The 24,509-nt window shown below is 71.4% G+C and carries 25 protein-coding genes; 13 read left to right on the top strand and 12 right to left on the bottom strand.

The window, feature by feature from the left end; all coding sequences use genetic code 11:
- Positions 1-60 precede the first annotated feature (60 nt).
- From ABKW26_RS17160 to ABKW26_RS17130, 7 genes are all read left to right on the top strand, one after another.
- Entirely contained in the window at positions 61-651 is a 591-nt protein-coding gene (locus tag ABKW26_RS17160; RefSeq protein ID WP_348595226.1) for a GNAT family N-acetyltransferase, read from the top strand.
- 48 nt (positions 652-699) lie between these two features.
- Positions 700-1,479: a VOC family protein gene (locus tag ABKW26_RS17155; RefSeq protein ID WP_348595224.1), complete on the top strand. Its 780-nt coding sequence runs from the start codon at positions 700-702 to the stop codon at positions 1,477-1,479.
- Positions 1,480-1,531: 52 nt separating this feature from the next.
- A complete protein-coding gene (locus ABKW26_RS17150; protein WP_348595223.1) occupies positions 1,532-3,073 on the top strand; it encodes an NAD(P)/FAD-dependent oxidoreductase in 1,542 nt (513 codons plus the stop codon).
- Positions 3,074-3,237: 164 nt separating this feature from the next.
- Positions 3,238-4,437, top strand: coding sequence for a toxic anion resistance protein (locus ABKW26_RS17145; protein ID WP_348595222.1), 1,200 nt, complete (start codon positions 3,238-3,240; stop codon positions 4,435-4,437).
- A 7-nt stretch (positions 4,438-4,444) separates the two neighbouring features.
- Positions 4,445-4,921: a hypothetical protein gene (locus ABKW26_RS17140; protein ID WP_348595221.1), complete on the top strand. Its 477-nt coding sequence runs from the start codon at positions 4,445-4,447 to the stop codon at positions 4,919-4,921.
- Positions 4,922-4,931: 10 nt separating this feature from the next.
- The gene (locus tag ABKW26_RS17135) at positions 4,932-5,510 is read left to right on the top strand and encodes a TerD family protein (RefSeq protein ID WP_348595220.1); all 579 of its coding nucleotides are present in this window, start codon (positions 4,932-4,934) and stop codon (positions 5,508-5,510) included.
- The gene (locus ABKW26_RS17130; RefSeq protein WP_348595219.1) at positions 5,510-6,088 is read left to right on the top strand and encodes a hypothetical protein; all 579 of its coding nucleotides are present in this window, start codon (positions 5,510-5,512) and stop codon (positions 6,086-6,088) included. The genes ABKW26_RS17135 and ABKW26_RS17130 overlap by 1 nt, the downstream gene beginning before the upstream one ends.
- Before the next feature lie 61 nt (positions 6,089-6,149).
- Here ABKW26_RS17130 and ABKW26_RS17125 read toward each other — a convergent pair whose 3' ends face one another.
- From ABKW26_RS17125 to ABKW26_RS17110, 4 genes are all read right to left on the bottom strand, one after another.
- On the bottom strand, positions 6,150-7,055 hold the full coding sequence (locus ABKW26_RS17125) for a MerR family transcriptional regulator (protein ID WP_348595218.1): 906 nt from the start codon (positions 7,053-7,055) through the stop codon (positions 6,150-6,152).
- Between the two features lie 125 nt (positions 7,056-7,180).
- Positions 7,181-8,200, bottom strand: a complete 1,020-nt coding sequence (locus ABKW26_RS17120) for a glycine betaine ABC transporter substrate-binding protein (protein WP_348595216.1) — start codon at positions 8,198-8,200, stop codon at positions 7,181-7,183.
- A 69-nt stretch (positions 8,201-8,269) separates the two neighbouring features.
- Entirely contained in the window at positions 8,270-9,028 is a 759-nt protein-coding gene (locus ABKW26_RS17115) for an ABC transporter permease subunit (RefSeq protein ID WP_348595215.1), read from the bottom strand.
- Positions 9,025-9,696: an ABC transporter permease subunit gene (locus tag ABKW26_RS17110; protein ID WP_348595213.1), complete on the bottom strand. Its 672-nt coding sequence runs from the start codon at positions 9,694-9,696 to the stop codon at positions 9,025-9,027. The genes ABKW26_RS17115 and ABKW26_RS17110 overlap by 4 nt, the downstream gene beginning before the upstream one ends.
- Before the next feature lie 68 nt (positions 9,697-9,764).
- Between ABKW26_RS17110 and ABKW26_RS17105 the strand changes: the two genes are divergently transcribed.
- The 3 genes from ABKW26_RS17105 to ABKW26_RS17095 all read left to right on the top strand — a co-directional run bounded on the left by ABKW26_RS17105 (position 9,765) and on the right by ABKW26_RS17095 (position 12,303).
- Entirely contained in the window at positions 9,765-10,766 is a 1,002-nt protein-coding gene (locus ABKW26_RS17105) for an ABC transporter ATP-binding protein (protein ID WP_348595212.1), read from the top strand.
- A gap of 104 nt (positions 10,767-10,870) precedes the next feature.
- Positions 10,871-11,200, top strand: coding sequence for a hypothetical protein (locus ABKW26_RS17100; protein ID WP_348595230.1), 330 nt, complete (start codon positions 10,871-10,873; stop codon positions 11,198-11,200).
- Positions 11,128-12,303 carry a beta-1,3-glucanase family protein gene (locus tag ABKW26_RS17095; protein ID WP_348595228.1) on the top strand — a complete coding sequence of 392 codons (1,176 nt, stop codon included), beginning with the start codon at positions 11,128-11,130 and terminating at the stop codon, positions 12,301-12,303. Before ABKW26_RS17100 ends, ABKW26_RS17095 begins: the two co-directional genes overlap by 73 nt.
- Positions 12,304-12,316: 13 nt before the next feature.
- On the opposite strand, the gene ABKW26_RS17090 is transcribed toward ABKW26_RS17095, so the two are convergent.
- The 4 genes from ABKW26_RS17090 to ABKW26_RS17075 form a co-directional block, all read right to left on the bottom strand.
- Complete coding sequence (locus ABKW26_RS17090) at positions 12,317-12,940, bottom strand: 1-acyl-sn-glycerol-3-phosphate acyltransferase (protein ID WP_348595210.1); 624 nt, start codon at positions 12,938-12,940, stop codon at positions 12,317-12,319.
- 25 nt (positions 12,941-12,965) lie between these two features.
- A complete protein-coding gene (locus ABKW26_RS17085; RefSeq protein ID WP_348595209.1) occupies positions 12,966-14,087 on the bottom strand; it encodes a tetratricopeptide repeat protein in 1,122 nt (373 codons plus the stop codon).
- 104 nt (positions 14,088-14,191) lie between these two features.
- Positions 14,192-15,505 (bottom strand): M18 family aminopeptidase, encoded by a 1,314-nt coding sequence (locus tag ABKW26_RS17080; protein ID WP_348595208.1) that lies wholly within the window; start codon positions 15,503-15,505, stop codon positions 14,192-14,194.
- 26 nt (positions 15,506-15,531) lie between these two features.
- Positions 15,532-15,693 carry a hypothetical protein gene (locus ABKW26_RS17075; protein WP_348595206.1) on the bottom strand — a complete coding sequence of 54 codons (162 nt, stop codon included), beginning with the start codon at positions 15,691-15,693 and terminating at the stop codon, positions 15,532-15,534.
- Positions 15,694-15,762: 69 nt separating this feature from the next.
- Between ABKW26_RS17075 and ABKW26_RS17070 the strand changes: the two genes are divergently transcribed.
- Entirely contained in the window at positions 15,763-16,242 is a 480-nt protein-coding gene (locus tag ABKW26_RS17070; protein ID WP_348595204.1) for a DUF2975 domain-containing protein, read from the top strand.
- Entirely contained in the window at positions 16,242-16,448 is a 207-nt protein-coding gene (locus tag ABKW26_RS17065; RefSeq protein WP_348595202.1) for a helix-turn-helix transcriptional regulator, read from the top strand. The genes ABKW26_RS17070 and ABKW26_RS17065 overlap by 1 nt, the downstream gene beginning before the upstream one ends.
- Before the next feature lie 35 nt (positions 16,449-16,483).
- Here ABKW26_RS17065 and ABKW26_RS17060 read toward each other — a convergent pair whose 3' ends face one another.
- The 4 genes from ABKW26_RS17060 to ABKW26_RS17045 form a co-directional block, all read right to left on the bottom strand.
- The gene (locus ABKW26_RS17060; RefSeq protein WP_348595201.1) at positions 16,484-16,999 is read right to left on the bottom strand and encodes a hypothetical protein; all 516 of its coding nucleotides are present in this window, start codon (positions 16,997-16,999) and stop codon (positions 16,484-16,486) included.
- Positions 16,996-17,583 (bottom strand): DinB family protein, encoded by a 588-nt coding sequence (locus ABKW26_RS17055; protein ID WP_348595200.1) that lies wholly within the window; start codon positions 17,581-17,583, stop codon positions 16,996-16,998. The genes ABKW26_RS17060 and ABKW26_RS17055 overlap by 4 nt, the downstream gene beginning before the upstream one ends.
- Positions 17,584-17,644: 61 nt before the next feature.
- Positions 17,645-19,786 carry a UvrD-helicase domain-containing protein gene (locus ABKW26_RS17050; protein ID WP_348595198.1) on the bottom strand — a complete coding sequence of 714 codons (2,142 nt, stop codon included), beginning with the start codon at positions 19,784-19,786 and terminating at the stop codon, positions 17,645-17,647.
- An 89-nt stretch (positions 19,787-19,875) separates the two neighbouring features.
- Positions 19,876-20,784 (bottom strand): LysR family transcriptional regulator, encoded by a 909-nt coding sequence (locus tag ABKW26_RS17045; protein WP_348595196.1) that lies wholly within the window; start codon positions 20,782-20,784, stop codon positions 19,876-19,878.
- Positions 20,785-20,949: 165 nt separating this feature from the next.
- Between ABKW26_RS17045 and ABKW26_RS17040 the strand changes: the two genes are divergently transcribed.
- The gene (locus ABKW26_RS17040; protein WP_348595195.1) at positions 20,950-24,462 is read left to right on the top strand and encodes a bifunctional proline dehydrogenase/L-glutamate gamma-semialdehyde dehydrogenase; all 3,513 of its coding nucleotides are present in this window, start codon (positions 20,950-20,952) and stop codon (positions 24,460-24,462) included.
- Positions 24,463-24,509 lie beyond the last annotated feature (47 nt).

Below are 24,509 nucleotides of genomic sequence, written 5' to 3'. Positions count from 1 at the left end.
GTCGACCGGGGGGTCGGGCGGGGCTGTCGGGCGGGGGTCCCAGGTCGCTACGCTGGACCGATGTCCCTGTCCGCAGGTTCCCCGAACGTCCGGATCGAGCCGTGGTCGGCCGCGGACGAGGAGCTGTTGGCGCGCCTCAACACTCCGGAGATGATGGTCCACCTCGGTGGCCCAGAGACGGACGAGAAGCTCCGGCGACGGCACGCGAGGTACCTCGACGGTTGGCGCACCGGTGCCGCCCACGTGTTCCGGGTCGTCGTCGTCGACGCGACCGCCGGGCGCCCTCCCCGCTCGGCCGGTGCGGTGTCCTGCTGGCCCACCACGTGGCACGACGACCCGGTGTTCGAGGCCGGCTGGAGCATCCTGCCCGAGTTCCAGGGCCTGGGGGTGGCCACGTCGGCAACCGTCGCGGCGATCCGTGAGACCGCACGCCTGCGGGCCTGCACAGGGGACGGGCGTCGGCGTCACCTCCATGCGTTCCCGAAGCTGGAGAACATCGCGTCGAACGGGGTCTGCCGCAAGGCCGGTCTCACCTGGGGCGGGGAGTGCGAGCTCGAGTACCCGCCGGGGAACCTCATCCGCTGCAACGACTGGTCCGTCGATCTCGACACGGTCGCCCTTGAAGTGGGCTCTGTGCCGGATTTATCCTGAATGGGTCGACGGCGATCGGCGCCGCCGCGCCTTCCCGAGGAGCCTCGCATGCCCACACGTGAGTCAGTAGCCGTCGGTGCGCCCTGCTGGATCGACCTCAGCACGAGCGACGTGGATCGAGCGAAGACCTTCTACTCCGCGGTCTTCGGCTGGACGTTCGAGGACGGCGGCGAGGAGTACGGCGGGTACGTCAGCTGCTTCCTCGACGGCTCCATGGTCGCGGGGATCATGGCGAAGGAGCCGGGCTCCGAGTACCCCGACGCGTGGTCGACGTATCTCGAGGTCATCGACGCCTCGGCGACCGCAGCGCGCGCCGCGGCTGCCGGTGGCCAGGTGCTGGTCGAGCCGATGCCGATCGGCGGACAGGGCGTCATGGCCTTCTTCGCCGACCCGGGGGGCGCGCCGATCGGCGCCTGGCAGCCGGGCGAGCACACGGGGTACCGCATCGCCGACGAGCCCGGCGCACCGTGGTGGCACGAGCTGCGCACCTCGGCCTACGACGCCTCGGTGCGGTTCTACGAGGAGGTCTTCGGCTGGGAGACCCGCGTGTTCAGCGACACGGAGGACTACCGGTGCACGGTCCAGGTCGCAGCGGGCGTCGACGTCGCCGGGATCGAGGATGCAGCGGGTGCGCTGCCTCCCGGCGTTCCCTCCACGTGGGACATCTACTTCGCGGTGAAGGACCTCGACGCCACCCTCGCGCAGGTCGTGGAGCTCGGCGGGAGCGTCGTCCTCCCACCCGAGGAGACCACGTTCGGTCGCCTCGCGACGGTGGCCGACCCGACCGGCGCGACCTTCCGGCTGCGAGCTCCGTCGGCGGTGGCGTAGTCCGTGCGTGTCTCACGGTGCGACGCCCCGACGAGCGAGGCACGATGGGGCCATGACTGACGAGGCAACCACCCCACCCTCCACAGCAGCCCCGCAGGACGAGCACCGCACGTACGACGTCGTGGTCGTCGGCGCCGGCGCAGTCGGCGAGAACGTCGCCGACCGCGCGGGACGCACCGGTCTGAGCGTGGTCGTCGTCGAGCAGGAGCTCGTCGGTGGCGAGTGCTCGTACTGGGCGTGCATGCCGTCGAAGGCGCTCCTCCGCCCGGGTGCCGTGCTCGCGGCGGCGCGCGCAGTCCCCGGCGCGGCCGAGGCCGTGACCGGCCAGATCGACCGGGCCGCCGTGCTGGCACGACGCTCGTCGTTCACGTCGCACTGGGACGACGCGAGCCAGGTCGAGTGGCTGGACGGCGCCGGGATCGCGCTCGTGCGCGGTGCCGCGCGCCTCACCGGCCCCAAGGAGCTCGAGGTCACGAGCGACGACGGTGGCGTCCTGACGCTCACCGCACGCCACGCGGTGGTGGTCGCGACCGGCAGCGAACCGGTGATCCCCGAGATCGACGGGCTCGCGCGCAGCGCACCGTGGACCAGCCGCGAGGCGACGTCCGTCGAGGACGTGCCCGCGACCCTCGCGATCCTCGGTGGCGGCGTGGTCGGCGTCGAGATGGCCACGGCGTTCGCGGACCTCGGCACGCACGTGACGCTCATCGTCCGCGGTGACGGGCTGCTCAGCGGCTTCGAGCCGTTCGCCGGCGAGGCTGTGGCTGCGTCCTTGAAGGAGCTCGGCGTCGATGTCCGGCTCGGCACCCAGGTGGTCGAGGCGCACCGGGAGGAGGGCGGCGTGCACCTGCGCCTGACGACCGGGTCGGTGCTCGTCGCGGAGCAGGTCCTCGTCGCCACCGGACGGCGTCCCGCCACCGCGGACCTCGGGCTCGAGACCGTCGGCCTCCGGCCCGGCGCCGCGCTCACGGTCGACGACTCGCTCGCGGTCAAGGGCGTGGCCGACGGCTGGCTCTTCGCGGCCGGCGACGTCACCGGCCGCGTCGCCACGACCCACCAGGGCAAGTACCAGGCACGCGCCGTCGGCGACGTCGTCGCTGCCCGCTTCGGTGCGCCGGACGCACCGGGCTCGACGACGCCCACGGACGGACCGGCGGTCCCGGGCAGCGGGCGACCGAGCGCTGCAGCCGAGGCCGGTGCGGGCCCGTGGAGCCGCTATCGCGCGACGGCGGACCACGCGTCCGTCCCGCAGGTCGTCTTCACGCGCCCCGAGGTCGCGAGCGTCGGCCTCACCGAGTCGGCCGCGCGCGACGCCGGGCTCACCGTGCGGACGGTCGACTACGCCATGGGATCGGTCGCCGGCGCGTCGGTGAGCGCCGACGGCTACGAGGGCACCGCCCAGATCGTCATCGACACCGACCGCGGCGTCATCGTCGGTGCCACGTTCGTCGGCCCCGAGGTCGCCGAGATGCTCCACGCCGCGACGGTCGCCGTCGTCGGCGAGGTCCCCCTCGAGCGCCTGTGGCACGCGGTCCCCGCCTACCCGACCGTGAGCGAGGTGTGGTTGCGCCTCCTCGAGACCGCAGGTCTGTGACGGCACCCTGGCGCCCGGCCGTGACGTCGGCGACGTCCGGCCGCAGGCCCGTGACCACGGGCGGGACCTGCGTCGGCGTGCCACAGGTCCCCGACACCGCGAGGCGCTCGGGAGTATGCTGACGCGGACGCCGACAACGCCCACCACGACGAATCGAGAGCTCGATGAGTGAGAACGTGTCCCTCACACCACCGGGGACGTCGCTCGTCCTCAAGGCGCCGGAGCCGGTCGCCGTCGTCGAACCCGAGCAGGCCGGCGGCATGGTCCCGGTCGATCCCGCGCGCAAGCAGGAGCTGTCCGCGACCGCCCAGGCCTACGCGGTCGAGCTCTCCTCGCTGACGCCCAACAGCCCCGAGCTGCAGGCGAAGATCACCGAGATCACGAACCTCGGCCGCGACGAGATCGCGGTGGCCGCGAACTCGTCCAACCGGATGCTCGAGCGCCCCGCGTCGGCCCTCGCCGCCGCGAAGGGCAGCGGGGACGGCGCCGACGCGCAGGCCCGCGTCGCCAAGACGCTCACGGACCTCCGCTTCCAGGTCGAGGACCTCACGCCGAACCGCAGCGACCTCACGGGCGTGCGCAAGATCCTCGGCTTCATCCCCGGGGGCAACAAGATCGCCCGGTACTTCGACAAGTACAAGTCCGCGCAGGTGCAGCTCGACGCGATCACGCGCTCGCTCGCCGCGGGCCAGGACGAGCTCCGCAAGGACAACGCGAGCATCGAGCAGGAGAAGGTCAACCTCTGGACCACCATGGGGACCCTCTCGGAGTACACGATCCTGCTCGACGGCCTCGACCGTGCCGTCGAGGCGAAGATCTCCGAGCTCGACGTGACGAACCCGGCCCAGGCGAACGCCATGCGCTCCGACGTGCTCTTCGCGGTCCGCCAGCGCAGGGAGGACATCCTCACGCAGCTCGCCGTCTCCGCCCAGGGCTACCTCGCGATGGACATGGTGCGCGCGAACAACGTCGAGCTCATCAAGGGCGTCGACCGGGCACGCACCACGACGCTCTCGGCGCTGCGGACCGCGGTCATCGTCGCGCAGGCGCTGACGAACCAGCGGCTCGTCCTCGACCAGATCACGGCGCTCAACCGGACGACGAGCGACCTCATCGCGTCCAACGCCGAGATGCTGCGCACGCAGTCCTCGGAGATCCACCGCCAGGCCGCGTCGTCGACGATCGAGATCGAGAAGCTCGAGAAGGCGTTCGCCGACGTGTTCGCCACGATGGACGCGATCGACACCTTCCGCGCCGAGGCGGCGTCCTCGATGTCCGTGACGATCGGTGCCCTCGAGGGGCAGATCGAGCGGGCCCAGCCCTACCTCGCGCGGGCGCAGTCCCGGAACGAGATCGCTCCCTGAGGCCTCGATGATCAGCTCGTGGTTCGGTCGCGGCAGGGACGACCCGGCCGACGAGGCCGCGCCGGCACCCGCCGACCCGGCCCCGCCGGTCGCGCCCGGACGCACGTTCCGCGACGCGACGGACGCCTACGTGCGCGGGATCGAACGGTCGACCAAGCAGTACGGGTCGACCCTGCCCGTCCAGGCGTCGGTGCAGCTCTTCACGATGGTCGACGCCCTCGACGAGCTGCTGCGGCACACGCTCGTGGCGCCCGCGAACGTCGACGAGCAGATCGCGATCGAGTTCATGGTGAAGGACTACATCCCGTCGACCGTGAGCGCGTATCTTGCCTCGCGGGCGGACCAGGCGACGAAGGATGCGCTCCTCATCAGCCAGCTGGGCCTGTTGTACGATCGGGTGCATTCGATGATGGAGGCCGTCTACGCGCATGACAGTGCACAGCTCGAGATCAACGGCCGTTTCCTGCGCGAGAAGTTCGGATAGAGCGTCCTAGATGCCGTCCACGATCCTCGTCCGGGGTGCCAACACCTCCGTCTCCAAAGCTCTCCCCTCCGTCTCGAACATCACCGTCGGCTTCTCCTGGGACGTCGTCCACGGGAACGGTCCTGCGACCGAGATCGTCGCGTGCGCGATCGTCTGCGGCCAGGACGGCAAGGCCGTCACCGACGAGCACGTCGTCTTCTTCAACCAGATGCTCGACCCGGACGAGGGTGTCCTCTACGACGAGAGCGGCAACCTCCCCGGTGGCGACGCCGAGCAGATCGAGGTGAGCGTCGGCGCGATCCCGTCGAACGTCGCGCGCATCGCGTTCGTGCTCTACGTCAACCCGGACCTGCGCCGGCCGGGCACCTTCGACAGCGTGCGTGACGCGGTGGTCCGCGTGCTCGACCGCAGCGGTGACGAGTTCATCCGCTACCCCGTCGACACGAAGGACAAGGAGCTCGGCGCGACGAGCGCGATGCTCGCTGCGGAGCTCTACCGGCGGGGCGACGAGTGGAAGTTCCGCGCCGTGGGCCAGGGGTACGTGGGCGGCGTCCGCGACGTCGCGAGGGACTTCGGGTTCACTCTCTGATGAGCGGTGCGACCGTCCCGTTCCTGCGCCGCCGCCCGCCGCACAAGCCGTCGCCGGCCGCTGCGGCGTCGATCGCGCCCGCGCTCGCCCTGCGCCAGCCCGACCCGGAGCGCACGCTGCGCGCCCTGCCGCGTGTGCGCGGCGCGGGCCGCCTCGAGCCGCACGCACCGATGGTCGTGCTCGACCGGCGGCAGTCCGCGATCGGATCGCTGCGGGTCGTCGTCGATCCCGCGCCCGAGTGGACCGGTGTCCTGTGGGAGCTCGCGGACGGACGCTCGGGTACCTCGGAGGACGTCCCGCTCGACGCCGGCCGACGCGCCTACGTCTCCCGCGGCTCCGCCGGTACGGCCGCCCACTACGACATCGGGCTGCGCCACGTGCGCGACGTGCGCCGGATCGTCGTCGGTGTGCCCGCGACGTCCGTCATCTCGGTCGAGCTCGTCGGCGGCACGACGATCGTCTGCGCCCCGGGGAGCACAGCGCTCGCGCTCTACCAGCACGACGGCGAGATCTACCTCCGCGCCGACGACGACCCGTACCCGTCCCAGGGGCACCTCCGCGCCGCGTACGGCATCTAGTCTCTGCGTGGAGCGCAGGCCGAGGTGCGCCACGACACTCTCGCGCGATACGAGGCCTCGTTCACGAAGCGGGTGACTCGAGGGCGGAGAGCTCCAGGACCAGCTCCATGCACCGCAGGCGGGCCGGTGACCAGTCGTAGGGCATCTTCCTGACGGCTTCGCCTGCGCTCATGGACTCGTCCCCCGGGCCGGATCCGTGGTCGGCTTCGTCCTCACCTCCGTCAGCGGTAGCGGGGTGCGCGGCGTCCCAGGAGTCGACGAGCGCCTCGTCGTCCTGCGCCAGACCGGAGTCCTCGATGACGGCGTTCAGAGCCAGCTCGAAGGCGTGCCGTTCGGCAGCCACCTGTGCTACGCGGGGGTCGTCGACAGCGATCGTGTCGTCGAGCGCCTCCTCGGCGGCGTCGACGCGGTCGGACTCCTCCCGCAGACCCGGGTGGGTGGCCAAGGCGATGTAGCGGGTGGCGTTGATCGCCGCACCGAGCGGGCCGAAGATCCGTTCGATGACGAGGATGTTGTCCAGGTCCGCCGGGCGCAGGGCGCCCTCGGGCAGGTTCTCGAGGCGGCTGGTGACGAGGTCGGAGAGCAGGCCCATCTTGCTGCCTCGGGTGCGCATGCGCTGCACGGCAGCCCGCTGCCGCTGCAGCTCTGCTTCCTGGGCGACGAGTGTTCTCTCCAGCCGTTCGAGGATGCCTGCCACGCCGTGGTCGCTGTCGGCACCAGCAGGAGCCACGTCAGCAAAGGCGTCTCGGATGACGTCCAGGGCGATCCCGGCGTCGGCCATCTTGCGGATCCACAGCAGCCGGATCATCTCGTCGTAGCCGTAGCGGCGGCGGTCGTCGCTGCCCCGCTCGGGCTCGGGGAGCAGGCCGATCTCGTGGTAGTGACGGATCGCCCGCGGGGTGGTGCCGACGAACGATGCCGCGTCACCGATCTTGACCTGACGCGGCGGGATGAAGGACGAGAACATGACCGGGCCTTCCTCGGTGGGCGGGACGTGCGTCCACCAGACCACATCACGCTACGGAAGGTGCAACTCCGAGCACCCCGCCCGGCACGCGTGGTGGCGCAGGGTGGGGGCGCTCGTCGTCGCCGCTACGCGAGCGCCGCGTCCGAGGAGAAGACGAGGCCGAGCGTGACGGTCCCGCTCTTCAGCGCTTCCTTCGTGAGCGGCCCGCCCGCGTCGAGGGACGTGAACTCGGCGATCTCGATGCCGTAGGTGTCCTCGAGGCCCACCTGGCAGAACGGGCGCTCGGGGCACTCCGGCGGTCCGCCGAGGACGACGCCGCCACAGGTCTCGGCGAGGTCCGTGAGCGTCGTGAGGTCGTGCTCGGTGGCGAAGGCCTCCGTCACGACGAACGCGTTCTGGTCCTGCGCCTCGGCGGGCTCGCCGACGACGATCCCGACGCCCTCCGCGAGGGTCGTGAGCTCGGTCATCGTCGCGTCGAGGTCGGGCGTGGCCACGGGCTCGGCGCCCTCGCCGTTCGCCTTGACGTTGAGGAACTCGGTGAGGGTGCTCACGTACTCGGGCAGCACGGTGACGGAACCGGACTCGAGGTCGGTGAGGTAGAGCTCACGGTTGCCGACGTCCTGCGTCGAGGCGTCGTACCCGGCCGAGCTGAGCACCTCGGCGTAGATGTTCGCGAGGGTCGCACCCTCGGAGAAGTTCTGGGACCCGACGACGATCTGGCGGCCCTCGCCGACCTGCTCGGTCGCGGCGAGGCCCTGCTCCTCGACGAACGCCTGCGCGGCCTGCGCGGACGTCTGCCGGTCGACGTCGACCGCCTTGTTCAGCGCGACGAGGCCCTCGGTGTCGAGCACGGCCGAGACGGAGTTGAGGAGCTCGATGAGCTCGGGGTCCTCGGCGGCTGCCGCACCGTTGACGGCGGGGATGATGTTGTCCGGGTTCTGGAGGTTCTGGTCGTCCTCGAGCGCCACGAGCGTGTCGCCCGGGACGGCCTCGCAGACCTCGAGACCGGACGCCGCGGTGGTCGAGGTGTCCTGGGCGCCGCTGTCGGACGAGCCCGGCGAGCCGCAGGCCGCGAGGAGGACGACGACGCCCATCGCGGCGGCGAGCCTCGCCGTCGGTGCGGGCGTGAACGTGAACCTGTGCATCGTGCTCTCCTCAGGGGGCGGGACGTGTCGTCGACCATTCCATCCTGGGTCGGGTCCTACGGCAACCTCTCAGGCGGACTCGCGGCGCGATGCCGCTGTGACACGCATCTGACGCGGTGTCACCAACCGCTGACCGAGCGCGAGGACCCCCTCGACGAGGAGGCACAGCACCGCGACGAGGAAGCCACCGGCGATGACCTGCCCGTACCGCTGCGTGCCGAACCCCTCGACGACGATCCGCCCCAGACCGCCACCGCCCACGAGCGCCGCCAGCGGGATCGTGGCGACCACCTGGACCGTCGCGCTCCGCAGCCCCGTGGCGATGAGCGGCATCGCGAGCGGGAGCTCGACGCCGAGCAGCACGCGCCGTCCCGAGAGTCCCATCCCGCGCGCGGCGTCGCGGACGTCGGCGTCCACACCGACGACCCCCGCGTAGGCGTTGGCGAGGATGACGGGCAGCGCGAAGATCGCGGCGGCCAGGACGGTCGGGCGGTTGCCGAAGCCGAGGCCGGTCGTCGCGAAGATCGTCAGGAGAGCGAAGGTCGGCAGGGCACGCGACACGTTCGCGACCACCACCGTCGTCGCGCCGGCGCCCGCGCCCGAGCGTCGGCGCACGCCGCCCGACCGGGACGCGCCCGCCCGAACAGCACCCGGAGCGAGGGCGCCGTGCCCGAGGAGCACGCCGAGCGGGAGCGCCACGACCGTGGCGAGCAGCACCGCGACCACCGTCATCGCGAGGTGCTCCCCCGCGAGCGCGAAGACGCCGGACGGCCCGGTCCAGTTGAGCGGGTCGTTGAGCCAGAGGACCGCGAGCCGCAGGTCGTTCATCGGGTCACCCGCGTCCGTGCCCACGGCGTGACGAGGCGCCCGACGAGCGAGAGGACGAGGTCGAGGACGAGCCCGAGGAGGAGGCAGAGGATCGTCGCGGTCATGATCTGGGCACGGTACCCGCTGGCGAAGCCGCGGAACATCAGCTGGCCGAGACCGCCGTACCCGATGACGACGCCCACCGTCATGAGGGCGACGGTGCTCACGGACGCCAGCCGCACACCGGTGACGACGCTCGGCAGGGCGTTCGGCAGCTCGACGGTGAGCAGGAGTCGCCATCGGCCGTAGCCGAGCCCGCGGGCGGCGTCACGCACGTCAGGATCGACCCCGCGCAGCCCGACGAGCGTGTTGCGCACGACGAGGAGGAGCGCGTAGAGGACGAGACCGACGAGGACGGTGGTGCGGCGGTCCCGGAGGAACGGGTAGACGACCGCGAACAGCGCCAGGGACGGGATCGTGTAGAGGACGCCCGTCGTGCCGAGGACGAGGCCGGAGAGGCGGGGCCACGTGTGCGCGAGCGCCGCGAGCGGCACGGCGACGAGCAGCGCGAGGACGACGGCCTGCACGGTGAGCGACGTGTGCTGCCCGAGGTACCGCAGGATCTCCGGCGCGTTGTCCTGGACGTACGACCAGGACAACCACGGGTTGGCAGGCTCCTCGGGGATCACCTCAGCGAGGCTACCGGGACAGTCGCCCGATCGCGCCGCGAGCCGGGTGGGACGGTAGTGTCGCGCGCATGGCTGCCAAGGGTCCTTCCGCGACGCCGGACGACGTCCTCATCCGTTTCCGAGGGGTCCGCAAGGAGTTCGCGAGCGGCACCGTGGCCGTCGAGGGTCTCGACCTCGACGTGCGGCGGCACGAGCTCCTCGCCCTCGTCGGGCCGTCCGGGTGCGGGAAGTCGACCACGCTGCGCATGGTCAACCGGCTCGTCGACCCCACCGGCGGGCAGGTGCTCCTCGACGGGGAGGACGTCGCGGCGAGCGACCCCGTGGCCCTGCGGCGGCGGATCGGTTACGTCATCCAGCACGTGGGCCTGTTCCCCCACCGGACGGTCGCGCAGAACGTCGCGACAGTCCCTCGGCTCCTCGGCTGGGACCGGAGGCGGACCGCAGACCGCGTGGCCCAGCTCCTCGACCTCGTCGGTCTCGACACCGGCACGTACAGCCGCCGGTACCCGCACGAGCTCTCCGGGGGCGAGCGCCAGCGCGTCGGGGTCGCCCGTGCCCTGGCGACCGACCCGCCCGTGCTCCTCATGGACGAGCCGTTCGGTGCGGTCGACCCGGTGGGCCGGCGCCGGCTGCAGGTCGAGTTCCGTCGCATCCAGGAGGACCTCGGGACGACCGTCATGCTCGTGACGCACGACATCGACGAGGCGGTGCGGCTGGCCGACCGGGTCGCGGTGTTCAGCAAGGGCGGCGTCATCGAGCAGGTCGACGACCCTGTGCGGCTGCTCGCCCAGCCGGCGAACGACGTCGTGGCCGAGTTCATCGGTCAGGGTCGTGCGCTGCGCCTGCTCGGGCTCGGGACCGTCGAGCGCGCGGATCTCGCGCCTGCCGGAGAGGTCGCGTCGGCGTCGTCGATCCCGCTCGGGGCCGGTCTCGACGACGCGTTCTCCGCACTGGCAGCCACGTCGGCGGACTCTCTCGACGTCCTCGAGGACGGGCAGGTCGTCGGACGGCTCACGGCGTCCGCCCTGGTCACGTCGTTGCAGCGTCTTACGGAGACCGGCCGGGACTAGCCTCGACCACATGAGGGTTTCCTCACTTTTGTCTGGTTTACTGCCGTTTCAGGGCCGGTGCTGCTGCCTGCCTCGAGACCGCTCGACCGACGGAGGCCCGCCGCATGCTCGTTCGACCACGTCACGCCGTCCACCCCGGAGCCGCGCTGCTCGTCGCGATGCTGCTCATGATCGCCGGCCTCGTAGCCGTCGCGCCGACCGCCGGTGCCGCCGCCGCACAGCTCCTGCCCCTCACCGTGACGAACGGCTCAGGCCTCCCGGGCGAGACCCGCGTCTACGTCATCGCGCGCGACCAGGCCACCGGCGCTCAGGGCTGGGTCGACGCGCCGGGACGTGGCACGCGTTCGACCTCCCGGAGAGCATCCCTGACGGCACGGCACCACCCTTCGCGCCCGACACGTCCATCGCCGGCCCCGCCGACGGCGAGAGCATGACCGTCCACCTCGGTCCGGGCCTCGTCGGAGGGCGCATCTACCTCGCCTTCGACGCCCCGCTCCAGCTCTCGCTCACCCCCGGCGGCCTCGTCGAGCCGGCAGCATGGCTGCCGAGCGACCCCAACCACGCCGTCCGCTACGACTGGGTCGAGTTCGCCCGCGACGGCTCGCGCCTGTTCATCAACACGACGATGGTCGACATGTTCAGCGTCCCCCTCACGGTCGGTGTGACGAACGCCGACGGGAGCACCGAGACGCAGGGCAAGCCGGTTCCGGGTGCCCGTGCCCAGGTCTTCGACGACCTCGCGGCCGACCCGAGCACCGCCGGTCTCGTGCAGCTCGGCCCCGACGGCACTCCCCTGCGCGCCATCGCGCCCGTCCACGGCATCCACCAGGGCCTCGTCAGCGACGCCCACCTCGACACCTATGTCGCTGATGCGTGGTCCTACTACACGGCGCACCCGCTGACGGTCGACACCGCCCTCGGTGCCTTCACCGGTCGGGTGACCGACGGGACCTTCACGTTCCACGACTCCACCGGCACCCCGGTCGGGTCGTTCGCCGCACCGACGACCGTCGACGTCTACGCCTGCCAGGGCGCCCTGCAGCCCGCCGACCAGCCGAACCAGACCGCGGCCCTCGCCATCGGCGCGCGGATCTGTGCGGCGCTCAACCGCGGGACGCTCTCGACGGCGACGCACCAGGGCTCGGACCGCCAGCCGACGGACGACCCCGACGCCTTCTACCCCGCCACCGGCACGTCCAACCTCTACTCCGCGGCGATGCACCGCAGCCAGGCGAACGGCAAGGCGTACGGCTTCGCGTTCGACGACGTCGCCGACTTCAGCCCGAGCATCAACTCCGTCGAGCCCGTCGCAGCGCGGCTCACCGTCGGGTCCGTCGCGGCTCGGGCCATCGAGGCCCCGGTCGCCACCGACGGAGCGCCGCCCGTCGCGGCTCCTGAGCCCGACCCGGTCGAGACTCCCGTCGCTGCAGAGCCGACCGCACCGCCGGCGCCGGCCGACGTGGTCGCACCCCCGACCCCGGTGACCGAGCCGGCGCACCTCGTCAAGATCCGGTGCATCTGGGTCTCGATGCGCTGACGTCGGGCTGACGTCAGGGAGCGGGCTCTGCGGGAGGCACCACACCGGTGTCCCCGGCAGGGCCCGCTTCTTCGTCCCGCAGGCGGGGTTCGGTGCGTCGTGACGGGGTGTGGCCGGTCTTGTCCGCGTAGAACGCACGGACGAGGTCCATGTCCGCCGCGACGTCGCCGGTCGGCTGGAACGTCAGGCCGAGGCCGACCGTGCGTGTCGGGCGGTCGACGTACCCGAGAGTGATGGGCAGGCCGGTCTCCATCGCGATGCGGTAGAACCCGGACTTCCAGTACTCCCCCTTGGACCGCGTTCCCTCCGGCGTCACGACGAGGTAGAAGCGGTCGCCGGCCTGGACGCGCCGGACGATGTCGTCGACGATCCCCTGCGGGTTGCGGCGGTCGACCGGGATGCCACCGAGTGCCCGCATGAGCGGACCGAGCGGTCCCTCGAAGAGGGTGTGCTTGCCGAGGTACTTCGCGGAGATCCCGGCCTGAGCGGTGATCGCCAGCATGATGATGAAGTCCCAGTTCGACGTGTGGGGTGCGCCGATGAGGATGCCGCCGCCCTGCGGCGGGGTCGCCGGAGAGACGTACCTCCACCGGCTCACGGCCCAGTAGGCGCGCGCGAGCGCGCGACGAACCTTCACCGAGCGACCTGGGAGGACCCGCGCGTCACGGGACCCGACGCGAGAGGTGGTCCTCGTACTGGCGGCGCGCTTCCGCGTAGGCGGTCTCCGCCTCGTCGGTGCGACCTGTGACCTGGTAGATGTCCGCGAGCCCCACCATGCAGTCGCCGACCGGGCGGTGCAGCCCGAGCTCCTGGTAGGCGGCGAGCGCGCTCTTGTAGTCGCTCTCCGCGTCGTCGAAGCGGCCGGCGTCCTGGTTGGTCGCCGCGAGGCCGACCGTGCAGTCGGCGACCTGGCGGGCGAGGTCCAGGCCTCGGTAGATCTCGCGGGCGGTCGCGTACGCCGCCGTCGCCTCGTCGTAGCGCTCGAGCTCGCGGTACGAGAGGCCGAGACCGATGGTGCAGTCGGCGACACGGTGACGGAGACCGTGCGCCTCGTAGTAGTTCTTGGCCGACCCGTAGGCCGACTCCGCGAGCGCATAGCGCCCAGAGCTGGCGTAGATGCCGGCGAGGCTGATCGCGGCGCTCGCGACCTCGCGCTGGAGCCCTTGCGCGATGTAGAACTCGCGGGCCGCGGCGTACGCCGCCTCGGCGGCGTCGAGCTGCTCGGTGCCCCAGTAGACGAGGCCGAGGTTCATCTGGCAGTCGGCCACCTGACGGTGGAGGTTGAGCGCCTGGTAGTACTCGAGCGCGGAACGGTAGGCGAGCTCGGCCTCGTCGGCGCGCTGGGCGTCCCAGTAGAGGTCGCCGAGGTTGACCGCGCAGGTCGCGGCCTCGTGGTGGAGGTCGTGGGTCTGGAAGTAGGAGCGCGCCTCGCTGAACGCCTTCTCCGCCTCGTCGAGCTGACCCGTCGACTGGTAGACGTTCCCGAGGTTCGCGGTGCAGTTCGCGACGAGCCTGTCCATGCCCTTCGCGCTGTAGAACTCCCGCGCACGCTGGTAGGCGTCCTCGGCCTCGGCGAAGCGGGACGTGGCGCGGTAGACCACGCCGAGCTTGACGGTGCAGTCGACGGCCCGCTCTTTGAGATCGAGCGCGACGAACTCGCTCTGGGCCGTCAGCCACTCGTGCTCGGCGCGCTGGTGGTCACCGCTGGTGAACGCCTCGATAGCGCGTTGAAAAGATTCGTCGGCAGCGCGTCGTCGCACTACGGGATCAAGCGTCCGTTCCATGGCGATGACTGTACGGGAGAGCCAGGGCGATTGGGGGCACGCGCGGGGTGAGTTCACGGCTGATCTGACACATGTTCACCGATGACCGGGATTGTCGTCGCGGGTCAGCCGCGGAAGAACGCCTCGACTGCTGAGCCCAGCGCAGCGAGATCGTCGACGTGCGCGAGCTCTCGCGCGGAGTGCATCGACAGCAGCGGGACGCCGACGTCGACCGTGCGGATGCCGAGCCGGGTCGCGGTGAGGGGGCCGATCGTCGAGCCGCACGGGACCGTGTTGTTCGAGACGAACTCCTGGTACCGGACGCCTGCCGCCTCGCACGTGCGCGCCCACAGGGCGGCGCCGACGCCGTCGGTCGCGTAGCGCTGGTTGCCGTTGATCTTGAGCAGCGGCCCGCGACCGGCGACCGGCTGGTTGGCCGGGTCGTGCTTCTCCGGGTAGTTCGGGTGCACCGAGTGGCCGGCGTCCGCGGAGAGGCACCACGACGCGGCGTACGCCTGGAGCCGCTGCGACGGTGTGGCGCCGAGCGCGCCGGTCAGTCGCGTGAGGACGTCGTCGAGGAAGGGCCCGCTCGCGCCGGAGCGCGACTCGGAACCGAGCTCCTCGTGGTCGAAGGCCGCGAGGACGCTCATGTGGGCCGCGGTCGCGGACTCCGCGGTGGCGAGCAGCGCACGCAGGCCGGCGAAGACGGAGGTCAGGTTGTCCATCCGGCCCGACGCGAAGAGCGACCCGTCGAGGCCGAAGCGCGCCCCGGGTGCGGTGTCCGCCGTGAGGACGTCGTACCCCGCGACGTCCTCGGCGGTCACGCCCGCGAGCGCCGCGAGGTGCCCGACGACGTCGGAGCCGCCTCGCTCCCCCACGCCGTAGACGGGGCTCGTGTGGCGCTGCCGGTCGAGCGTCAGGCCGGTGTTCGCGTCGCGGTCGAGGTGGACGGCGAGCTGGGGGATGCGCAGGAACGGGCCGGTGCGGACGAGGTGCTCCGTGCCGTCCCGCGTGACGAGGCGGCCGGCGAGCTCGAGCTCGCGGTCGAGCCATGAGTTGAGGAGCGGCCCGCCGTAGATCTCGACGCCGACCTGGAGCCATCCGTGGGAACCGGTGCTGGGCTTGGGCTTGAGCTTGAAGCCGGGCGAGTCCGTGTGTGCGCCGAGGATGCGGAACGGTGTCGTCGGCCCCGGGTCCTGCGGCTGGTTCCAGGCGATGACGGCGCCGTCGCGGACGACGTACGCGGTCGTCGGGAGGGGCGCCCACTCGTGCGCCTCGTCCAGCCGGGTGAAGCCTGCCGCGTCCAGCCGGCGGCCCATCTCGGCGGCTGCGTGGTAGGACGACGGGCTCGCGGCGACGAAGCGCGCGAAGTCCTCGACGTACTCGTCCGTGCGAGCGGTCGTGGTCTCGGTCGTGCTGGTCTCAGAGCTGGTGGGCATGCGTCCCATCCCATCACACGCTCCCGTCACCTGCGGTTGCTCCGACGGACGGAGCGGACGAGCAGGATCACCGCGCCGACGGCGAGCAGTGCACCGAGGCCCTGGAGGCCGGGCGAGTCGTCGGCCTCTCCGGCGACGACGGCGGCTGCTCCGGCGGCGACCGCGAGAAGGGTGAGCAGGTACCTCATCGTTCCGTCCGATCTCTCGACCACGCCTGCCCTATTGACAAACGATAGATGCACGATGATAGTCGATGCATGATCACGACGCGTCGGGCCATCACCGCCCTCAAGGTGTTCCTCGTCCTGCTGTTCGGGATCCTCGTCGTCTTCCAGACCTTGTCGCTGCCCGGCCAGTTCGCCCACATGGCCGAGGAGTCGCCGGAGGACGCCTACCTGCGCTGGCCGCTGACTGCCGTGACGGTCTTCTGGGTGCTGTGCGTCCAGGCCGTCATCGTCTCGACGTGGAAGCTCCTCACCCTCGTGGCGAAGGACCGCATCTTCACCGAGCCGTCGCTGGCCTGGGTGGACGCCATCGTCTGGGCCATCGTCGCCGCGTGGGTGGTGCTGCTCGGCGTCTGGCTCTACGTCGGGTTCCGGGCTGACGACCCCGGGCTGCCGATGCTCCTCACGCTCGTCCTCATCGCCGGCGCCGTCCTCGGGCTGCTCGTCGTCGTCATGCGCACGCTCCTGCGACAGGCCACGACGCTGCGCACCGACATGGAAGCGGTCATCTGATGGCGATCGTCGTCCGGATCGACGTCGAGCTCGCCCGGCGCAAGATGAGCGTCGGCGAGTTCGCCGAGCGCGTCGGCCTCACACCCGCGAACGTCGCGGTCCTCAAGAACGGGCGCGCCAAGGCCGTCCGGTTCAGCACCCTGGAGGCCATGTGCCGAGTCCTCGAGTGCCAGCCGGGCGACCTCCTGGAATGGGTCGACGACTGACCCGCACCACCGGGCCGCACCACCTCGGCTCTGCCTCAGGAGACGGGCGAAGGAGGCTGGACCAGCGTCTCGTAGCCCGAGCCCGCCGGCAGAGCCCGCACCCACTCGTCGAGCCTGGCGACGTGCTCGTACCACGTGGTCGTCAACCCGACGCCGGTGACCGCGGGGTGCGTCGACGTCCAGAAGGTGCCGAAGGGCAGCCCGGGCATCGTGGCGTACACGGGGAAGACGACGACGAGCGTGGTGCCCGTGGCGGCATAGGCCTCGGTCGAGAGCTCTGTCGCGACGGCGTACGCCTCGTCGACGATCGCTGCCTGCTCGGGCGTGAGCGCCGCGTCCGTCGGGAAGTCGGACGACGCCTCGACGAAGGCGTCGATCGCGGCCAGGAGCCGTGAGTGGGGATCCTCCTGCGTCGCCTGCGGGGCGGGGAGCACGACCCCGGGAGGGTCGCCGTTCGCCGGCGCCCCGGTCCGCGCGTCCTGAGTCGAGCACGCGGTCACGAGTGCACCGATCATCGCGAGACCGACCGCCGCGGCGCGTCTCCCCCTCATTCCTGCTCCGCCGCGCGCGCCGCCTCCTCCAGGCGGGTCCGGTACCCCTCCCACCAGGTGGCGTCCTCGTGCGGGAGGTTCTCGTTGCCGAGCCGCAGCCCGGTCGCCCCGTCGACGAGCTCGCGGACGATGTCGGCGTGGCCGACGTGCCGCTGGTTCTCGGCGATCATGTGCACGAGGATCCTGTGGAGCGTCACCGTGCCGGGGGCGCGCCACCAGGGGACGTGCCCGACCGCGTCGAGCGGGAGCGCCTCGATCGTCGCGTCGGAGTGCGCCCAGACCCGGCGGTAGAGGTCGATCACCGACTGTCGGCTCTCCTCGAGCGTGGCCCACATGTCGGAGTTCGGCTCGGCGTCCTCCTCCATCCAGGGCAAGGGCTCGGGGAACGGACGGTCGAAGACCGCCCCGAAGTAGCCCGCCTCCGTGCCGGCGACGTGCTTGACGAGGCCGAGAAGGTTGGTGCCGGTCGGTACGAGAGGGCGCCGGACGTCGTAGTCGGACAAGCCCTCGAGCTTCCACAGCAGGATCTCGCGACCCTCCTGCAGATAGTGGTGGAGGTGCTCTTTCGCGGCGGTCTCGTCCATGGACCCCATGCTCACAGACCGGGCGGCCCGCGTCACCCGATCTCGGAGATGTACGGAGAAGTCACCACGAGCCGACCCACAGTCCGTCCCGTGCACGGGTCATCGCGACGAAGAGCTCACGCCGCATCCGCGCCCATGACTCCTGGCCGCCATCGCCGTCGGGACCGGCGAACGTTCGATCCCCGAGCATCTCCGACGGCACAGCACACACCAGCACCTGCTTGAACTCCAGCCCTTTGGCGCGCTTGATAGTCCCGACCTTCACCACATCCTCGACATGTCCCCGATAGTCGGCGAGCTGCTTGACGGGAACTCCGGCCTCGCTCAGTGCACGTGTGATCGCACGGACGTCTCCCAGCCGTTGCGCGAGGACACCCACGTCGCCGAGGCTCGTCCCGACCTCTTGGACCACGCTCCGCACCCGGTCGACCATCGCGGAAAGCCCCAGCGCCTCGCGTTGCTTCCCTGTCGGCAGGCTCTCGAGAGTCGCACCGCCATGAACGGCCGGCCAGAGCACGGGTTCCGGGCCCGACCGCAGGACAGGACCGACGGCGTCTCGGACCGCCGTGGACCCTTCGATGTCTGCGAACTCGTCACCCTCGACAAGGGTGGTGGCGAACTCGATGATCTCTGAGGTGTTCCGGTAGTTGACGTCCATGACGATCCCTCGTCCAGCGAGCGAGATGCCTACCTCCGCGAGCGTGTAGCCACCGGGGTAGATGGACTGCTGACCGTCGCCGATGAGAGTGAGGCCGTCGGGGCAGTCTCCGACCAAGGAGTAGAGGAGGCGGATCTGCGAGCAGCTGAGGTCCTGTGCCTCGTCGACGATCACGGACGTCAGCTGCTCCTCGCCCACCACGTGTCCATACGGACGAGCCTCGAGCGCCCGTTCCGCGAGGAGGATCATCCCGGCGAAGTCCTCGATCCCCGCAGACTCCAACCCTGCCTGGTAGGCGCAGAAGAGATCCCAGACTGCGCGGCGCTGTTCGACGCCCAGACGCTTTCGTCGACCAGTACGAGCAAGGTCGGCGTAGGCGTCGAACGTCGCCACCCCTCGTCCCTTGATCACCGACGAGATCTCCTCGAGCCAGTACTCGCGAGATTGACCGGTCGCGCCGAGACCGTGTCGTCCGACCCGTGCCCACGCGAGGTTGAAGATGTTCGTGGTCTTGTCTGCGTCTAGCCTGACGTGCACTCCTCGGGCCTCGAGGATCCGACGTGCGAAACGGTGGACGGAGGTGAACTCGATCCTGTCGGAGACGTCAGGAGCGAGCCGCGACATCGACTGGTGGAGCACGGCCGGCAGCGTTCCGACAAAGGTCGTGACAAGAACCCGGCCTCGTGGGTTGGTCCGTGCGAGGTAGCCGGCGCGGTGGAGACCGACGACTGTCTTGCCGGTCCCTGCGGAGCCGCGGATACGTGCAGGACCGTTGAACGACCGGCGCACGAGCTTCGCCTGGTCTGGGTGGAGGAACGCCATCCAGTCCTCGACGGGGCTCGCCAGCACGGAATCGAGGAGTGCCGAGCTGATCTCCTCCTCGCTGAGGAGCGGTTCGTCCACCGGCTCGGTGAGCACCGGCTCGGGCACGACGGCGACCGGAGCAGGGGGTTGGACCGTGCTGCCGATCACGGGGAAGAGCTGGAGGCACCGAGCGAGCATCGCGTCGACCCGCACGGGCGTGTGACGCTGTCCGTGGCTCGCGATGAACTTCAAGGCGTCGCGCTCTCCGACAACCCGAACGCTGTCGACGATCTCGTTGATGCCCTGCCGACCATGGAGAACGACAACCGGGTGAACCTCGTTCGGCGAGAGGCCGATCTCCGCGAGGTCCGTCTCGGCTACCTGCCCGAGATCCGCAAGGTTGTAGATGTCTTCTGTGACATCTTCCTGGCCTCGGTAGATCCGGCCGCTCGCGATCGACACGTCTCTCCACCACTTGGTGTCGAGGATGAACACCCCACCGGGGCCGACCACGACGAGGTCGACGTTCGCGGTGCGACTGCCAGGCCATCGTCGATCGGCGAGCAGGTGGTATCCGACGCCCGCCAACCTTTCCAGCGCCGCGACCGTGGCCCTCTCGGAGACGGCTGCTGCAGAGTAGTTTCCCGCCTTCGTCCGAGCCTCCGCCGCCGCTCGCTCGTGGGCGCGCGCGAGCTCGGACTGCCGCCTCGACTCGACACCTGCAGACCTACCTGCTGTCATCGGTCCCCTCCCCTGATGCGGACTCTATCGGCGCGAAGACGCACAGCCTTGACCTGTGTGGCGCTCCTCTGCGACAGGATCCAGGCGCTTCAGGCCTGCGCCGCGAGCGCCGCGGCCGCCTCTTCGAGCGTCTCGCGGAGCATCCGGACGGCTGGGGACGCGAGGCTCGCCTCGCGCTGGGCGGTGAAGATGGTCCGGCGGGGCAGTCCGGGGAGGTCGACGAGCCGGCACGTCGTGGTGCGCCCGGTCCAGACGAGGTCGGGCATGAGGGCGACCGCGTTTCCGGACTCGACGAGGCGGATCTGCGCCTGGAGGTCGGCGGTCTCGTAGCGGACGTCGGGCTCGAAGCCGGCGGAGCGGCACGTCTGCTCGGAGAAGTGCCGGGACGCGGTGCCGCGGGGCTCCATGACCCAGGGCGTCCCGTGGACGTCGGCCAGTCCGGTGACCGGGTGCAGGGCGGTCTCGACCGGGGGCAGGGCGAGGCGGATGGCGTCGGTCGTGAGGACGCGACGGTCGAGACCGGGCAGCCAGGGGGCGGCGTGCGCGGGGTACTGCTCGGCGACGACCATGTCGAAGTCGCGGATCCAGGTCTCGCGCAGCGCCTGCTCGGGCTCGCGCTGGACCATCTCGACGCGGACGTCCGGGGAGAGGGCAGCCATCGTGCGCAGGGCGCCGGGCATGAGGGCGAGCGCGGCGGACTGGAAGACCGCGACGCGGACGCGGCCGCGCACGCTCGTGAGCGACGCCTGGAGCTCGGCCTCGGTGCGCTCGACGATGTCGAGGAGCCGCTCCGTGGCGTCGACGAGCACCTCGGCCTGCGGGGTGAGCTGGACCCCACGACCGGCCTTGCGCAGGAGCGTCATGCCGGTCTCCTTCTCGAGCATGCTCAGCTGCTGCGAGATGGTGGACGGGCTGAAGGACATCGCCTCGGCGACGGCGGCGAGCGTTCCACGCGCTGCGAGCTCGCGCAGGAGGACGAGCCGGTGGAGGTCGAGCATCGCGCTCCTCGATGTGCCGGTGGAGCTGGACGACCGCCCACGAATCATCGGCTGCCGTGACGATTATAGGCCTGAAATGATCGCTGTACCCGAAGACTCGCTCGTTCGATACTGGTCCCGACGGGTCTGCACCCAGCCCGGTCACGAGCCTTGAGGGAGACTCACATGACGCGCGCCACCCCACGCACCACGACGCCGACCGCGGCCGCCGCCACCGACGAGTCCCGCCTGGCCGACGAGTCCGTCGCGCTCGTCCGTCGCTGGCTCGCGGAGGCCTCGGACCTCCCTGTCGACGGCTCGGCCGCGCAGCTCGCCGGCGCGCTCGGCGAACCGGGCGGTCTCGACTTCGTCGTCGGCTTCGTCGACGGTGTCGTCCGCCCGGAGGACGACCGGGTCGCCGCACGGGCCCTGAGCTCCCTCGGCCGCTCCGCCCCTCGGTTCCTTCCGGCCCCGATGCGCGCGGCGCTCCGGCTGGGCGGCGTCGTCGCGCCCCTCCTTCCCGGTGTGGTGGTCCCCGTCGCCCGGCGCGTTCTCCGGGAGATGGTCGGGCACCTCGTCATCGACGCGAGCGACCGGCGGCTCGGACCGGCGATCGCGCACGTCCGCGGGGAGGGCGTCCGCCTGAACATCAACCTCCTCGGCGAGGCCGTCCTCGGTCGACGCGAGGCGGACAAGCGCCTCGAGGGGACGATCCGGCTCCTGAACCGCGACGACGTCGACTACGTCTCGGTCAAGGTCTCGTCCACCGTCCCGCCGCACAACCCGTGGGCGTTCGACGAGTCCGTCGGTCACATCGTCGAGCGGCTGCGCCCCCTGTTCCTCGCCGCCGCAGCGTCTCCGACGCCGAAGTTCGTCAACCTCGACATGGAGGACTACAAGGACCTCGATCTCACGATCGCCGTCTTCACGCGTCTGCTCGACAGCCCGGACCTCCTCGGTCTCGAGGCCGGCATCGTCCTCCAGGCCTACCTGCCGGACGCCCTCGCCGCGATGATCCGCGTCCAGGAGTGGGCTGCCGGTCGCCGTGCCCGCGGCGGCGCGAGCATCAAGGTCCGCCTCGTCAAGGGTGCGAACCTCCCGATGGAGCAGGTCGAGGCCGAGGTGCACGGCTGGCCCCTGGCCACGTGGCACTCCAAGCAGGACACGGACGCGCACTACAAGAGGGTGCTCCGGTACGCGCTGCACCCCGAGCGGATCGCGAACGTGCGCGTCGGCGTCGCGGGGCACAACCTCTTCGACGTCGCGTACGCGTGGCTGCTCGCCGGGCAGCGCGGCGTCCGTGCGGGGATCGAGTTCGAGATGCTCCTCGGCATGGCCCAGGGGCAGGCCGAGGCCGTGCGCCGCGAGGTCGGCAGCCTGCTCCTCTACACGCCGGTCGTCGCACCGCGGGAGTTCGACGTCGCGATCGCGTACCTCATCCGCCGCCTCGAGGAGGGGGCGTCGACGGAGAACTTCATGTCCGCCGTCTTCGAGCTCGACTCCGACCCCGTCCTCTTCGCCCGCGAGCGCGACCGATTCCTTGCCTCGCTCGCAGCGCTCGACGACGAGCCGGACGACCACGTCCCTGCACCGCACCGCAGCGCCGACCGTCATGCGGCGGTCGACTCCCCCGGCCCCGGACGGTTCACGAACACACCGGACACGGACCCGGCGGTCGAGGCCAACCGCGCGTGGGCGCGGGAGATCCTCCGCCGGGTCGCCGGGTCCACGCTCGGTTCGACCACGATCGAGGCGTCGCGCGTGACCGACCCCGCTGTGCTCGACACGGTTCTCGAGGGCGCGCGCGACGCCGCGTGGCGGTCGCTGTCGGCGACGGACCGGGCCGAGGTGCTGCACCGCGCGGGTGAGCTGCTCGAGGCGCGTCGCGCGGAGCTGCTCGAGGTCATGGCCTCGGAGGCGGGCAAGACGCTCGACCAGGGCGACCCCGAGGTCTCCGAGGCGATCGACTTCGCGCACTACTACGCCGAGCTCGCGCTCGAGCTGCCGCACGTCGACGGTGCGCGCTTCGTCCCGGCCCGCGTCACGCTCGTCACGCCGCCGTGGAACTTCCCGGTCGCGATCCCGGCGGGCTCGACGCTCGCGGCCCTCGCCGCGGGTTCCGCCGTCGTCCTCAAGCCGGCGCGCGAGGCGGAGCGCTGCGGCGCGGTCCTCGCCGAGATCCTCTGGGACGCGGGCGTCCCGCGGGACGCCCTGCGTCTCGTCCAGGTCGACGAGTCGACCCTCGGCCGGACGCTCGTGGCGCACCCGCACGTCGACCGCGTCATCCTCACCGGTGCGTTCGAGACGGCGGCGCTCTTCCGCTCGTTCCGACCCGACCTGCCGCTGCTCGCCGAGACGAGCGGCAAGAACGCCATCATCGTCACGCCGAGCGCGGACCTCGACCTCGCGGTGCGCGACGTCGTCACGTCCGCCTTCGGTCACGCTGGCCAGAAGTGCTCGGCGGCGTCGCTCGTCATCCTCGTCGGCTCGGTCGCGCGCTCGCGCCGCTTCCGCACGCAGCTGCTCGACGCGGCGTCGTCCCTCGTGGTCGGCACGGCCGACGACCCGCAGACCCAGATGGGCCCCCTCGTCGCACCTGCGGAGGGCAAGCTGCTCGACGGCCTCACGACCCTCGACGCGGGCGAGGAGTGGGCGCTCGCCCCGCGCCGCCTCGACGCGGCCGGGCAGCTGTGGACGCCGGGCGTCCGGTCGGGCGTGGTCCGCGGGTCGACGTCGCACCAGGTCGAGTACTTCGGTCCCGTCCTCAGCGTCATGACGACCGAGACGCTCGAGGACGCGATCGCCCTCGCGAACGACGTCGACTACGGCCTCACCGCCGGGCTGCAGTCCCTCGACCCTGCCGAGATCGACACGTGGCTCTCCCGGATCCAGGCGGGCAACCTCTACGTCAACCGCGGGATCACGGGCGCGATCGTCCGCCGGCAGCCGTTCGGCGGCTGGAAGAGGTCGGCCGTCGGACCGGGCACGAAGGCCGGTGGACCGAACTACCTGCTCGGGCTCGGCTCCTGGGAGCCGGACAGGGCGACGGCGACGCACCCGGTCACCGCACCGGCGGTCACCCGCCTGCTCGACGCGGCCCGTGCGGAGGTCGCGATCGCCAAGGCCGGAGTCGGCTCGGGGGTGCCCACCCTGTCCGCGCACGACGTCGCGTCGTTGGAGCGGGCCACCCACAGCGACGCCGGTGCGTGGGCGAGCCGCTACGGCGCAGCGTCCGACGTCTCGGCTCTCGCGAGCGAGCGGAACGTCTTCCGTCACCTGCCCGTGACCGCCCCGGTGCTCGTGCGCCGGGGTGCTGACGAGCCGCTCGTCGACCTGCTGCGCGTCGTCGCGGCCGCCGCGCTCGCGGGCGCACCGGTCATCGTGTCGACGGGCGTGCCGCTGCCGTCGCAGGTGCTCGTCGCCGTGCACGCGGTCGTGCGGCGGCTGCACGTGGAGGACGACGCGTCCTTCGCGGCGCGCGTCGCCCGGCGCGGCGCAGGGCGGGTGCGCCTGCTCAACCCTGCAGGCCTGGCCGCGGTCGCGGCGGCGACCGACGGGCGGCCCGACGTCGCCGTGTGGGCGCACCCGGTGACGGAGTCCGGGCGGGTCGAGATGCTGCCGTTCCTGCGGGAGCAGGCGGTGAGCATCACGGCGCACCGCTTCGGGACGCCCAACCACCTCACGGACGAGCTGCTCTGACGGGTCGCGGTGCCCTCGGGTCACTGCTGTCGGTGGTCGAGGTCCCT

Origin of the sequence: Sanguibacter sp. 25GB23B1, assembly GCF_040012415.1 — a bacterium.
Lineage (GTDB): Bacteria > Actinomycetota > Actinomycetes > Actinomycetales > Cellulomonadaceae > Sanguibacter.
This window is presented reverse-complemented; position numbering and strand designations above follow the sequence as displayed.